Annotated in this window: 9 protein-coding genes; 2 read left to right on the forward strand and 7 right to left on the reverse strand. The window is 70.0% G+C overall.

Annotation, left to right across the window (positions count from 1 at the left end; all coding sequences use genetic code 11):
* Window positions 1–106: 106 nt before the first annotated feature.
* Window positions 107–2299: a primosomal protein N' gene (locus ACTZWU_RS02950; protein ID WP_444735846.1), complete on the forward strand. Its 2193-nt coding sequence runs from the start codon at window positions 107–109 to the stop codon at window positions 2297–2299.
* A gap of 6 nt (window positions 2300–2305) precedes the next feature.
* Here ACTZWU_RS02950 and ACTZWU_RS02955 read toward each other — a convergent pair whose 3' ends face one another.
* The 4 genes from ACTZWU_RS02955 to ACTZWU_RS02970 all read right to left on the reverse strand — a co-directional run bounded on the left by ACTZWU_RS02955 (window position 2306) and on the right by ACTZWU_RS02970 (window position 7321).
* Complete coding sequence (locus tag ACTZWU_RS02955) at window positions 2306–3250, reverse strand: lytic transglycosylase domain-containing protein (protein ID WP_444735894.1); 945 nt, start codon at window positions 3248–3250, stop codon at window positions 2306–2308.
* Between the two features lie 19 nt (window positions 3251–3269).
* A complete protein-coding gene (locus tag ACTZWU_RS02960) occupies window positions 3270–4220 on the reverse strand; it encodes a hypothetical protein (protein ID WP_444735847.1) in 951 nt (316 codons plus the stop codon).
* 159 nt (window positions 4221–4379) lie between these two features.
* Complete coding sequence (locus ACTZWU_RS02965; RefSeq protein WP_444735848.1) at window positions 4380–5348, reverse strand: L,D-transpeptidase; 969 nt, start codon at window positions 5346–5348, stop codon at window positions 4380–4382.
* Window positions 5349–5662: 314 nt separating this feature from the next.
* Entirely contained in the window at window positions 5663–7321 is a 1659-nt protein-coding gene (locus ACTZWU_RS02970; protein WP_444735849.1) for an NAD+ synthase, read from the reverse strand.
* Between the two features lie 135 nt (window positions 7322–7456).
* On the opposite strand from ACTZWU_RS02970, the gene ACTZWU_RS02975 reads away from it, so the two are divergent.
* Window positions 7457–8914, forward strand: coding sequence for a 2-isopropylmalate synthase (locus tag ACTZWU_RS02975; protein ID WP_444735850.1), 1458 nt, complete (start codon window positions 7457–7459; stop codon window positions 8912–8914).
* Here ACTZWU_RS02975 and ACTZWU_RS02980 read toward each other — a convergent pair.
* From ACTZWU_RS02980 to ACTZWU_RS02990, 3 genes are read right to left on the reverse strand one after another with little or no spacing between them, the layout of a single operon-like run.
* Complete coding sequence (locus ACTZWU_RS02980; protein ID WP_444735851.1) at window positions 8911–10095, reverse strand: glycosyltransferase; 1185 nt, start codon at window positions 10093–10095, stop codon at window positions 8911–8913. The genes ACTZWU_RS02975 and ACTZWU_RS02980 overlap by 4 nt on opposite strands.
* Before the next feature lie 56 nt (window positions 10096–10151).
* The gene (locus ACTZWU_RS02985) at window positions 10152–11183 is read right to left on the reverse strand and encodes a YcjF family protein (RefSeq protein WP_444735852.1); all 1032 of its coding nucleotides are present in this window, start codon (window positions 11181–11183) and stop codon (window positions 10152–10154) included.
* Complete coding sequence (locus ACTZWU_RS02990; RefSeq protein ID WP_444735853.1) at window positions 11180–12547, reverse strand: YcjX family protein; 1368 nt, start codon at window positions 12545–12547, stop codon at window positions 11180–11182. Before ACTZWU_RS02990 ends, ACTZWU_RS02985 begins: the two co-directional genes overlap by 4 nt.
* Between the last annotated feature and the right edge of the window lie 8 nt (window positions 12548–12555).

Below are 12555 nucleotides of genomic sequence, written 5' to 3' on the forward strand. Positions count from 1 at the left end.
CCTCTCGTGCGGTTCGGCAGGGTGATAGCGCAGAAACCGGCCCGCCGGAAGGGGCGCCCCCTTGCAAGCCGCGCCTTGCGCCGTCTTTATCGCGGCGATGGATCAGATGTTCCCGTTCTTTCCGCCCCGCGCCCGCATCGCCGTCCTGACGGTCGAGCCTGTGGGCGTGCTGGACTACCTCGCCCCCGAGGGCGGCGTCCGGCTGGGCCAGCTTGTGCTGGTGCCGCTTGGGCCGCGCCGGGTGCTGGGGCTGGTCTGGGGCGACGGGGTCGGCGATTTCGACCTGGCCAAGCTGCGCCCTGTCGCGCGGGTGCTGGATGCGGCGCCCTTCGATGCGCGGTTCCGCGAATTCCTGACGCGGGCGGCGGATTACACGCTGACCCCGCCGCCCCTGATGCTGCGGATGGCGACCCGCGCCCCCGATCTGGACCAGCCGCCCGCCGCGCGGCGCGTGATCGTTCCGGGCGACCAGCCCGTCGCGCGCCAGACCGAGGCGCGGGCGCGCGTGATGCAGGTCATGGCCGATCACGGCGGGGCCAGCTTTGCGGCATCCGAGCTGGCGGGGCTGGCGGGGGTGGGCGTCTCGGTCGTCAAGGGGCTGGTGGCGCAGGGCGCGCTGGCCGAGATCGAGGCCCCGCGCGATGCGCCCTATCCGCGGCTTGACCCCATGCTGCCCGGCAAGCCGCTGGACGCCGATCAGCAGGCCGCAGCCGATGCCTTGCGCGCCGCGATCCGGGCGGGGGGCTACGGCACGACCTTGCTGCGCGGCGTGACTGGATCGGGCAAGACCGAGGTCTATCTGGAAGCCGTCGCCGAAACCCTGCGCGCAGGCCGTCAGGCGCTGGTCCTTCTGCCCGAGATCGCGCTGTCGGCCGAATTCCTGGACCGGGTCGAGGCGCGCTTTGGCGCCCGCCCCGGTGAATGGCACAGCGGCATCACCCGCACCGAACGGCGCCGGTTGTGGCACATGGCGGGGCGCGGCGAGGTCGGGCTGGTCGTCGGCGCGCGCTCGGCGCTGTTCCTGCCCTTTGCCGATCTGGGCCTGATCGTCGTCGATGAGGAACATGACGGCAGCTACAAGCAGGAGGATGTCGTCTTCTACAGCGCCCGCGACATGGCGGTGCTGCGCGCCTCGATCAATGGCGCGCAGGTGGTGCTGGCCTCGGCCACGCCCTCGCTGGAAAGCTGGGTCAACGCGGCCTCGGGCAAGTATCGCAGGCTGGACCTGCGCTCGCGCTACGGCACGGCGGACCTGCCCGAGATGCGCGCCATCGACCTGCGCGCCGAGGCGATGGAGGCCGGGCGCTGGATCTCGCCCACGCTGGCCCGCGCGGTCGAGACGCGGCTGGCGCGGGGGGAACAATCGCTGCTGTTCCTGAACCGCCGGGGCTTTGCGCCGGTGACGGTCTGCCGCGCCTGCGGCGAGCAGATCGGCTGCCACCAATGCGACGCCCGCATGGTCGAGCATCGGTTCCAGAACCGCCTCGTCTGCCATCAATGCGGCGAGACGCGGCCCATCCCGACCGCCTGCCCCTCTTGCGGGGTCGAGGGCAAGCTGGCCCCCGTCGGTCCCGGCGTCGAGCGCATCGCCGAAGAGGTCGCCGCCCGCTTTCCGCAGGCCCGCGCCGAGATCCTGTCCTCGGACCTGTTCCATTCGGCCCGCGCGCTGAAAGAGACCATCGCCCGGATCGCCGAGGGCGGCGCCGACATCATCATCGGCACGCAGATCGTGGCCAAGGGTCACAACTTTCCCAAGCTGACGCTGGTTGGCGTGATCGACGCCGATCTGGGTCTGCAAGGCGCCGATCTGCGCGCGGCGGAACGCAGCTTCCAGCTGATGCGGCAGGTGGCGGGCCGAGCAGGGCGGCAGGCGGGCGTCGCGCCGGGGCTGGCGCTGTTGCAGACCCATCAGCCCGACCATCCCGTGATCCGCGCCATCCTGTCGGGCGAGGACGAGGGCTTCTGGAACGCCGAGGCCGAGGCGCGGCAGGCTGCCGCCATGCCGCCTTTCGGGCGTCTGGCCGGGGTGATCCTGTCCCATCCCGACCCGGCCATCGTCACCGATTTCGCACGCGCTCTGGCCGGGCGCGGGGCGCCTCTGGCGGCGATCGGGGCCGAGCTTTGGGGGCCTGCGCCCGCGCCGATCGCGCGCGTCAGGGGGCGGCACCGGATGCGAATGCTGATCCGCGCGCCGCGTCAGGCGCCCTTGCAGGCGGCCATCGCGGATTGGCTGGAGGGCGTCAAGCTGCCGACGAACCTGCGGCTGTCGGTCGATATCGACCCGCAGAGCTTTCTCTAGGCGCGGTCAGTTCGGCAGGACGATGCAGCGCCCGCCCAGACGCTGGAAGCGGGTGCAGAAGGTGACGGCCTCGGCCCGACCCTCGAACCCGACCTGCGCGGTATAGACCGGCTGCGGCATGCCCTGCATGCGTTTGCGGACATAACCCACGCGCTTGCCGCCATCGAGGATCGGGCCAAGCGTCCGGTTCAGCCGCGCGACCTGCTGGGCCGCGCCCGACCGCTGCGGGTGGCTGGCCAGGATCACGCCCCAGGGATAGGTGCGCGGCTGGGTGTCGAATTCGCGCAGCTTGCGCGTCTCGGCCATGCGCTGACAGGCGGTGTGAAAGGGCAGGCCGGCATCCAGCGCCAGCCGCAGTTCCGAGGCCGCGGGCGGGTTGTCGCGCCAGCGATGGGCGGAATGGCCGGTGATGGATTCGACGTAATCCAGCGTCTCGAAGGGCAGGCCCGACTGGCGGGCGACAAAGCGCGCTGCCCGCGCCTCGCCGCCATTATAGGCGACGGCGGCAAGGCCCTTGTTGCCGAATTGCTCGGTCAGGCGGGCGAGATACCAGGCCGATTTGCGGATCGCCTCGGCGGGGTTGAAAGGGTCGTCCAGCCGGTAAAGACGCGCCGTGCCCGGCATGAACTGTGCGATGCCAAGCGCGCCCGCCGGGCTGATCGCCGCCGGATCGAAGCGGCTTTCCTTCCACAGAAGACGGGCGAGGTAGTTCGGGTCCAGCCCCTGTTCCGCCGCGTTGCGCTCGATCAGCGTGCAGACATCGGCGGCGTAATGGGCGATGCGGATGCAGTCGCGCCCATCATCGGTGCAGCGCCGGTCGTCAGAGGGCCGCGCAGGGCCAAGACCCTGATGCGCGTCCACCGCCGGGGCCGCGACCAGCGGCGCCGCAAGGGCCGGGCCAAGCAGCAGGAACGCCGCAAGGACCGGCAGCAGAGGCCGCAGGACGCGCATCACGACCGGCGCCCGCGCCTTATTCGGCCTTGGCCTTGGCGCCCTTGCCGGTCTTGGCGCCCGACTTGGCGCCCGTCTTGGCACCGGTCTTGCTGCCTGATTTGGTGGCAGGCTTGGCGGCAGCCTTGACCGTGGCCTTGGCCGCAGGTTTCGCCGCATTCTTGGCAGCAGGCTTCGCGGCGGCCTTGCCCTCGGACTTGGCGGCAGCCTTGGGCTTCGTTGCCCCGGACTTGCCCTTGGCGGGGCCTTCGGCTTTTGCGGCAGCCTTGCGCTCGGCCTTGCGGGCCTCTTTCTCGGCTTCTTTCTGGGCTGTCTTTTCGGCCTTTCGCGCGGCGCGGCGGGCGTCGCGCTCGGCCTCCTTGGCGGCTTTCCTCTCGGCCTTGGCAGCCTCTTTCTCGGCCTGTTTGGCTGCCAGCTTTTCAGCCTTGCGTTCGGCCTGTTTGACGGCCTTTTCGCTGTCCTTGGTGGGCATGGTCCTGTCCCTTGTTACATGCAGGTGATCGTTATCGGTGTTCAACGGCAACAAAGCGCGCGGCGCTGACTTCTTGCCGCGTGGCAAGCGGTGGGGTTCGGTGCGCAGATCGGTCTTGCGCGCCTCGGCGGTCTTGCGGCCCGCGGGCTTGCGCGAAATGGTGGCAGGCTTGCGCGGCTTGGCAGCCACGGCGATGGCCGAGGCCGACAGCGCGGCGGCGGGAACGGCGGCGACCGGCATCGCAGGGCGGGCCTTGAGGCCACGCTTGCGCCGTTCGGCCTCGACCCGGCGCATGGCGGCACGCAGCAGCGTGACCGATGCGCCCTGCAACCCCTCATCGGCCTTGCCGTAGGATTTCACCGCCTCGCGCAGGGCGTCCAGCAGGTCGTGAACCCCATCATCCGCCAGCGCCTGGATCGCGGGGGCGCGGCTTTGCTGTGCCAGGGCCAGATGCTCGGGGCCGAGGGTTTCCTCTTCGAGGCTGGTATTGTCGGGCATGGCGCACTCGTTCAGGGCGGCGGTTCTTGCGGCGGTTTTCGGGCGGATGCCGCCGCGCAGAGATTGCGCAGAGAATGTGGAATTTGCAAATGGAAAGGCCCCGCCAGATGGCGGGGCCGTGCAATGTTTCACCCCTGCACGGGACGCAGGACAAGTGCCTTAGGGAACAGCGCTTTCCACCGGCGACACGAAGGTCGCGTCAGCCGTCGCGAAGGGGTCGCTGACCAGCAGCGGCGAGGGTTGCGCAAAGGAATCGGCCGCGATCTGGGCATAGGGGTCCATCGGCGGGAAGCTTTGCGGCACAGCGGCCACGGGCGTGGCCGGGGCGGGCGTCGCCGCCGGAACAGCGGACTGCACGGCCGCGGGGGCGGCGCCCATGGGCGTGCCAAGCGCGGCCTGCAATTCGCCTGCGGGGACGACGTAGCCCTCGGGGGTTTCTGCCATCGGACCTTCGTAGCGCAGGCTGTCGGCCTGCGACCGGACGGTCACGCGGGTGCCGTTCGGGACCTGCTCGAACAGGTCGATGATGTCCTGGTTGAACAGGCGGATGCAGCCGGCCGAGGTCGCCTTGCCGATGGACGAGGGGTCCATCGTGCCGTGGATGCGATAATAGGTGTCACGGCTGCCCTGATAGAGATACAGCGCCCGCGACCCGAGCGGGTTGTGCATCCCGCCGGTCAGGCCGCCTGCGAACTGGCTGTAAAGCTCGGGCTCGGTGCGGATCATGTTGTCGGTCGGACGCCATGCGGGCCATGCGGCCTTGCGCGCGATGGTCGCGCTGCCCTCGAAACCCTTGCCCGCGCGGCCCACGGCCACGCCGTAGCGCATCGCCTGACCGCCCGGCTGCACGTGATAAAGGACGCGCGCATAGGGATCGACGACGATCGTCCCCTCTGATTCGGGGCCGTTGAACGGCACCAGCTGTCGGCGGTTGCGATCCGTCAGATAGGCCGCGCGCACGGCGGGGATTTCGATGATCTCGCCATCGGGCCCAGAATCCTGACGCGCCTGATAGATCGGCGGCACCTCGGCCGAGCGTGTCGGCGCGGGGGCGGGCGCTTCCGGTTGAGGGGCACAGGCGGCCAGCCCGAGGGCGAGGGCCGTGAAGAGAGAAGCGAGGCGCATCATCGCGTATCCTTGTCCTTCGCAGGCGCGGTCGTGGCTGGGGCGCGCGGCCTGGCGCAGTGTGCAGTGTCTTGTAGCGGATCGCGCCCGCCGGGGACGCGATTCGAATTGTGTTGCTTGTGCCTGTTCGCCTTTGCGGGTCAAGACATGAGCGAACTTTAGGCGCCGGGCTGGCGCAATAAGTCCAGATGCATGTTGCCGCGGCGCGTCAGCAAATCAAATTTCGGCCTTGTGGAACAACTTGGCGTGTATTTGGGCACCCTGTTCCACCTTGCCGCAACGCGGCCCACCCTGCCTGTGTTCCCTGCGCAAGCGGCTCAGGGACGGTCGCGCCACCGGTTCACCAGCGGATAACGCCGGTCCAGCCAGAAGGCGCGGGTCGAGATGCGCGGGCCCGGCGCGGCCTGATAGCGTTTCCATTCGCTGTGATAGAGCAGCGTCTCGACCTTGCGGACGGTTTCGGCGTCGAAGCCCTGCGCGATCAGGTCCGCCAGCGACAGGTCGCGTTCGACCAGCCCGTCGAGGATCGCGTCCAGCACCTCGTAGGGGGGCAGGGAATCCTCGTCCTTCTGGTCGGGGCGCAGTTCTGCCGAAGGCGGTTTCGAGATGATGCGGGGCGGGATCACCTCGCCCTCGGGGCCCATCATCCAGGGGCGGTGGTTCGCGTTGCGCCAGCGGCAGGTCTGGAACACCCGCGTCTTGTAGAGATCCTTGATCGGATTGTAGCCGCCCGCCATGTCGCCATAGATCGTGGCATAGCCGACGGCGACCTCGGATTTGTTGCCGGTGGTCAGCAGCATCTCGTTGAACTTGTTCGACAGCGCCATCAGCATCACGCCGCGCAGGCGGGACTGGATGTTTTCTTCGGTGATGTCGGGCTTCGTCCCCTCCATCAGATGCGCCAGCGCGCCGCCCACCGCATCGCGGGCGCCGTCGATGTGGACCGTGTCCAGCCGCGCGCCAAGCCGCGTCGCGCAGTCGGCTGCGTCGTCGAGGCTGGTCTGCGAGGTGTATTCCGAGGGCAGCATCACGCAGCGCACATTGTCCGGCCCGATCGCGTCACAGGCGATGGTGGCGACCAGCGCAGAATCGATGCCCCCCGACATGCCCAGCAGCACGCGGCGAAAGCCCGACTTGCGCAGATAGTCGCGCAGGCCCAGCATCATCGCCTGATAATCCTGTTCCCAGGCGTCGGGCTGGGGGGCCATCAGCCCCCGCTCGGCCCGCCAGCCATCGGCCTCGCGCGTAAAGTCCACATGCACCACGGCTTCCTCGAAGGCGGGAAGCTGCACGACCTTGTGACCGCCGGGGTTCAGCACGAAGCTGGCGCCGTCGTAAAGCTGGTCGTCCTGTCCGCCGACCATGTTCACATAGACCAAGGGCAGGCCGGTTTCCACGACCCGGCCGACCATATGGCCCATCCGCAGGTCCAGCTTGTCGCGGTGATAGGGGCTGCCATTCGGCACGACGAGGATCTCGGCCCCGGTCTCGGCCAGGGTCTCGGCCACGTCTGGATACCAGCTGTCCTCGCAGATCGGGCTTCCGACGCGGGCCGCGCCCACCGGATAGGGGCCGCTGATCGGGCCGCTGTCGAACAGGCGCAATTCGTCGAAAAGCTGCTTGTAGGGCAGGTGGTGCTTGAGCACCCGTGCCACCAGCGCGCCGTCCCTGAACACCCACCATGCGTTGTAAAGCCGCCCGTTTTCCGCCCAGGGGCCGCCGATGCCGATGGCCGGGCCGTCGGTCAGGGACTGGCCCAGTTCGGTGATCGCGCGGATCGCCTGCGCGGTGAAGGCGGGTTTCAGCACCAGGTCCTGCGTCTGGTAGCCGGTGATGAACATCTCGGGCAGGGCCAGCATGTCCGACCCGGCATCGCGCGCCTGTTCCCATGCCTCGCGGGCGCTGGCGGCATTGCCGGGCAGATCGCCCACGGTCGCGTTCAACTGGCCGATGGTCAGGCGGAAGCGGTCGCTCATGGTGTGGTCCCCTGTCGCGTCAGCCCTTGGGATAGAGGATCGGGGTGGCAAGGAAAAGACGGCCTTTGCCTCTGGCAGCCCGCTGCGGTAAAGCTGTGACAAAACGCGACAAGGGCATAAGCCAGAGGCAAGGGCATGAAGGCGGCAACTCGGGCGATGATGGCGGCGCTGGTTCTGGCGGCGTGGGGGGCGGGCGCTTCGGCGCAGGTCATCACGCGCCAATACGACGATGGCGGCGTCTACGAGGGCACCTTTCGCAACGGGCTTCAGCACGGGCAGGGCGTCTATACGCTGCCGAACGGCTACCGCTACGAGGGCGACTGGGTCGAGGGCCAGATCATGGGTCAGGGCCGGGCCGAGTTTCCCAACGGCTCGGTCTATGAAGGCCAGTTCGTGCGCGGCAAGCCCGAGGGGCGCGGCATCATCACCTATGCCGATGGCGGCACCTACGAGGGCGACTGGGTCGCCGGCGAGATGACCGGCCAGGGCGTCGCCCGCTACGCCAACGGTTCGGTCTACGAGGGCGCCTTTGTTGGCGGCCTGCACGAGGGGCGCGGCGTGCTGACCCAGCCGAACGGCTATCGCTACGAGGGCGACTGGAAGGCCGGGGTCAAGGAAGGGCAGGGCCGCATCACCTATCCCGACGGCGCCACCTACGAGGGCGGCATGCTGGCCGGTCAGCGCGCGGGGCGCGGCAAGCTGGTGATGGCCGACGGGCTGACCTATGAGGGGATCTGGTCGGCGGGCCAGATGTCGGGTACGGGCGTCTTGGTCCAGGCCAATGGCGACCGTTACGAGGGGCAGCTTCAGGCCGGGCGTCGCCACGGGCCGGGTGTGGCCACCTATGCCAATGGCGATGTCTATGACGGCGATTTCCTGAACGACCGTCGCCACGGGCGCGGCACCTTCACCGGCACGGACGGCTTCATCTATGTCGGCAGCTGGTCCGAGGGCCGGATGGAGGGGCGCGGCCAGATCACCTATCCCGACGGCTCGGTCTATGTCGGCCAGATGCGCGCCGACCGCCCCCATGGCGAGGGCCGCATCACCTATCCCGACGGCTCGACCTACGAGGGCGGCTGGGCCGAGGGCGTGATCCAGGGCGAGGGCCGCGCCGTCTATGCCGATGGCATGGTCTACGAGGGCAGCTTCCGCAATGCGCGCAATCACGGGCAGGGGCGGATGTCCTATCCCGACGGCTATGTCTATTCCGGCGCCTGGGTCGATGGTCAGCGCCATGGCGAGGGACAGGCGACCTATCCCGACGGCACGGTCTATACCGGCGGCTTCGTGAACGGCCTGCGCGAGGGGCAAGGCCGCCTGACCACGCCCGACGGCTTCATCTACGAAGGCGGCTGGCAGGCCGGAGAGATCCACGGCGCGGGCGTGGCGACCTATGCCAATGGCGACCGCTACGAGGGCAATTTCGAGGCGGGCAAGCGTCAGGGTGAAGGCGTCATGCGCTATGCCACGGGGCAGGTCGCGTCGGGCCGCTGGCAGGACAACCGCCTGATCGAGGCCGAGGCCCAGGAGGCCGCCGAACCCGGCGCCGAGGCACCCGACATGCCCGCCGAGGGCGGCCAGCAGCCCTAGGCCGGGCCTGCCTGATCCGGCGCATAATAGGCCGCGCTGCCCGGAAAGCGGCGGATCAGCGCGGCGCGGGCGCCCTCGGGCGGGGCGTTGATCTGGCAGCCCGCCAGAAAGGCGGCGGCGGCTTCGGGATCGGTCATCATCGCCTGCGGCATGATCTGCCCCCAGCCGATGGATCGCAGCCTGTCCGCCTGCGCGCCCAGATCGGCCACGACCGGCATCACCCCCGCCGCCACGGCCTCGGTCAGCGTGTAGCAGAAGGTCTCGGGCCAGACCGATGGCAGCCAGATCAGGTCCGGCGCCGCATCCGCGATGCGGGCCAGAACCTCGCCCGGAGGATAGCCGCCTGTGATGGTCACGTTCGGCAGGGCCGCGAACAGGTCGTCGCGGATCGTCACGCCGATCACCGTGAAGCGCAGGTCCAGCCCCGCCGCCCGCGCCGCCTGCGCGGTGGCATGCAAGAGCCGCGCGCCCTTGGGCATGCTGACCGCCCCCAGGACGGCCACATGGCGGCCCCCTGACCTCCGCGCGACGGGGCGTGACGGCGCGGCCAGCGCGCGGGCCAGATCGGGGCGGGTGGCATGTTCGCGCACCATGATCGGGCGCCCGTCAAGGAAGGGCTGCATCCGGCGCACAAGATCGTGGCTGGGCGCGATCAGCGCCGTGACCGACCGCATCAGCGCGACATTCGCCGCCCGCCAGGCCGCAACATCGACCGGCCCGTCAAGAAAGCTGCCCAGTCTGTCCACGCAATCCTGGCAATGAGGAGGGGCCTGCAACCCGCAGAAGCTCATCCGCGTGTCGGTCAGCGTGACCTGCGGGCAGACGGGAAAGTAATCGTGCAGCGTCATGTCCACGCGCACCCGCCCGGCCTGCGCCAGCGCTGTGAAATAGCCGGGCGCGTCCGGCCCGAATTGCAGCAGGTGATGGATATGCACCCGCGTGATGCCCAGATCAGCCAGCGCGGCCAGCAATCCGGCCGGGTCGTCATGCACCGACAGGGGCGGCCTGTCGGTCAGGACAAGGCCGGTGTGATCGGTCAGCAGGAAGTGCCCGGAATGGGGCGGATGGGGGCGGGCGGTAAAGACGCGGGCGCCCTCGGCCAGAAGATGCCGGGTCAGGTCCTGCACGTGTGCCTCGGTTCCGCCGCCAAGGGCATGGCTGACAAGCAGAAATCCGGTCATGCTGCCCCCCGCGCCCGCTGGCATCAGCCAAGGCTAGGGGCGCCGGGCGGGGCGGGTCAAGCCCCGCGCGCGGCGTCCTCGTCGCTGCCGAAAAGGCCGCGCAGGCCCCGGCTGAGCAGTTTGCCCACTTTGGGGCGCGGCTGCGTCATGAAGGGCAGGGGGCGGCAGACCTCCATCGCGGCGATGCCCACGCGGGCGGTCAGGGCGCCGTTCACAAGCCCCTCGCCAAAGCGGCGCGACAGCTTGGCCAGCACGCCGCCCCCCGCGACGGTCTGGATCAGATCGTCGCCCGCCGCTACCGCGCCGGTGGCGATCAGGTGCGTGACCACGGTGCGCGCCAGCCGCCAGCCCCCCACCGTGCCCGCGCGCCCGCCATAGATCTGCGCCATGCGCCGGATCATCCGCATGTTCGCAGCCAGGGCCGCCGCGACATCGGCCAGCGCCAGCGGAACCAGCGCTGTCGTGGCGGCGACGGTGCGGGCGGCGGCCTCGATCTCGCGCCGGGCCTGCTGGTCAAGGGGGGCCAGCAGTTCGGCCTCGGCCAGACCCAGCAGTGCGGCGGCGTCGAAGCTGTCGCCGCGCCGCTCGGCCAGACGCTGGCGCTGCCATTCCATCTCGGGGCGCGATGCGTAAAGCGCGACCAGCGCGTCGGTCGTGCGGCGGGCGGCGGCGAAATCGGCCTCGGACAGGGCGGCGGCGGCCTGACGCTGGATCGCGTCGATCCGGCGGAACCGGCGCCAGCCCCACCATTCGCGCAGCGCCATCCCGATCGCCGCCAGCGTGAAGCCCGCGAAAAGCACGGTCGCGACCCAGCCCAGCAGGGGATAGACCGACAGCATCCGGGTGATGAAATCCAGCGCCGCGACCGACAGCAGAAACACCAGCAGAGACAGGCCCAGCCCCAGAAAGGCCCGCGTCAGCCGCGAGGGCCGCGCGGCGGCGATCCGCACCGCCATCTGCATGGCGCGCGGGCTGGGCAGGGCGTCGGGCTGGTCGATGGGCGGAGCCTCGGCGGGGCCGGGGCGGTCGGCCTCGTCTGTCAGGGTGATCACGACCGGGGCGCGTCGGCGGGGATTATCCTCGGTCACAGGCGGTCTCCGATCAGGAATTCGGCGGCGCGGTCCAGCCGGATATGGGGCGGCCCGTCGCCGGGGCGCAGCGTCAGGGGCGCGGGGGCGAAATCCATGATCGCGTAATCGCCATCAAGCCAGGCATCGGCGCCCTGCCGCGCGGGGTGAAGCAAGGCGCCGGGATCGGTCGGCAATTCACCCGGATAAAGCGCCGCCTGCCGCCCGTCGGCCAGCCAGCCGCGCACCGCAGGCAGGTCTTCGCCGTTCTGGCGGATCATGTCCTCGGTCGTGGCGCGCAGGGCGGCAAGGGACATCGCCTCGGTCCGGGCGCCCTGGAAATCGGCCCGGTCGCGGGCCTCGCGCAGCATGCCGGTCAGGATCGCCGTCAGCGCGGGATGCTGCATGTGGTGCAGGTGGTCGGCCTTGGTCGCGGCAAAGAGGATCCGTTCGACCCGCCGCGTGCCCAGAAGCTGCGCCAGCCAGCCCGCCCGGCCGGGCCGGAACGCGGTCAGCACATCGGCCATGGCGCGGCGCATGTCCTCGACCGCGGCCGGGCCGCGATGGATCGCACCCAGCACATCGACCAGCACGACCTGCCTGTCGATCCGGGCGAAATGCTCGCGGAAAAACGGCCTGACGACGCGGGATTTGTAAGCGTCGAAGCGGCGACGGAACTCTCGTCCCAAGGGGCCATCGCGCAGGGGGGCGGGCAGGGGTGCGAAGGTCAGGGCGGGCGATCCGGCCAGTTCTCCGGGGATGAGGAAGCGGCCCGGCGTACAATCGGACCACCCCGCCGCCCGCGCGCGGGCCAGATGCTCGGAATAGGTCTCGGCCAGGGACAGGGCCACGGGCTCGGTCATCTTCGCATCGGAGTTCAGCGCGGCCAGCGCGGCGGCGAAGCCGTCGGCGCCGGGCCGGCCCGGCATGCGGTCCAGAACCTCGTCGGACCATTGGGCGAAGTCGCGCTCCATCAGGCGCAGGTCCAGAAGCCACTCGCCGGGGTAATCCACGATGTCCAGATGCAGGTTGCGCGCCCCGCGCATGCCGAAGAAGCCGCCCCCCTCAAGCCGCATCGACAGGCGCAGCTGGCTGACATGCCGCGTCCCGTCGGGCCAGTGCGGCCGAGGGCCGGTCAGAGCCGCCAGATGACGTTCGTAATCAAAGCGCGGGATCGTATCGTCGGGCTGCGGCTGCAGCCAGACCGCGCGCAGGCGCCCATCGGCGGCGGCGCGCAGGCCGTGCATCCGCCCGCGTTCCAGAAGGTTCGCCACCAGCGAGGTGATGAAAACCGTCTTGCCCGCCCGCGACAGGCCGGTGACGCCAAGGCGCAGAACCGGGTCGGACAGACCCAGCCCCTCGATCACGTCGCTGCCGATGCCCATGCCTGCCC

The sequence above is a fragment of the Paracoccus sp. NSM genome (genome assembly GCF_052379855.1).
Taxonomy (GTDB): Bacteria; Pseudomonadota; Alphaproteobacteria; order Rhodobacterales; family Rhodobacteraceae; genus Paracoccus.

Coding starts and splice junctions, on each gene's coding strand:
- ACTZWU_RS02950 (WP_444735846.1), top strand. CDS start 107: ATGTTCCCGTTCTTTCCGCCCCGCGCCCGCATCGCCGTCCTGACGGTC.
- ACTZWU_RS02955 (WP_444735894.1), bottom strand. CDS start 3,250: ATGCGCGTCCTGCGGCCTCTGCTGCCGGTCCTTGCGGCGTTCCTGCTG.
- ACTZWU_RS02960 (WP_444735847.1), bottom strand. CDS start 4,220: ATGCCCGACAATACCAGCCTCGAAGAGGAAACCCTCGGCCCCGAGCAT.
- ACTZWU_RS02965 (WP_444735848.1), bottom strand. CDS start 5,348: ATGATGCGCCTCGCTTCTCTCTTCACGGCCCTCGCCCTCGGGCTGGCC.
- ACTZWU_RS02970 (WP_444735849.1), bottom strand. CDS start 7,321: ATGAGCGACCGCTTCCGCCTGACCATCGGCCAGTTGAACGCGACCGTG.
- ACTZWU_RS02975 (WP_444735850.1), top strand. CDS start 7,457: ATGAAGGCGGCAACTCGGGCGATGATGGCGGCGCTGGTTCTGGCGGCG.
- ACTZWU_RS02980 (WP_444735851.1), bottom strand. CDS start 10,095: ATGACCGGATTTCTGCTTGTCAGCCATGCCCTTGGCGGCGGAACCGAG.
- ACTZWU_RS02990 (WP_444735853.1), bottom strand. CDS start 12,547: ATGGGCATCGGCAGCGACGTGATCGAGGGGCTGGGTCTGTCCGACCCG.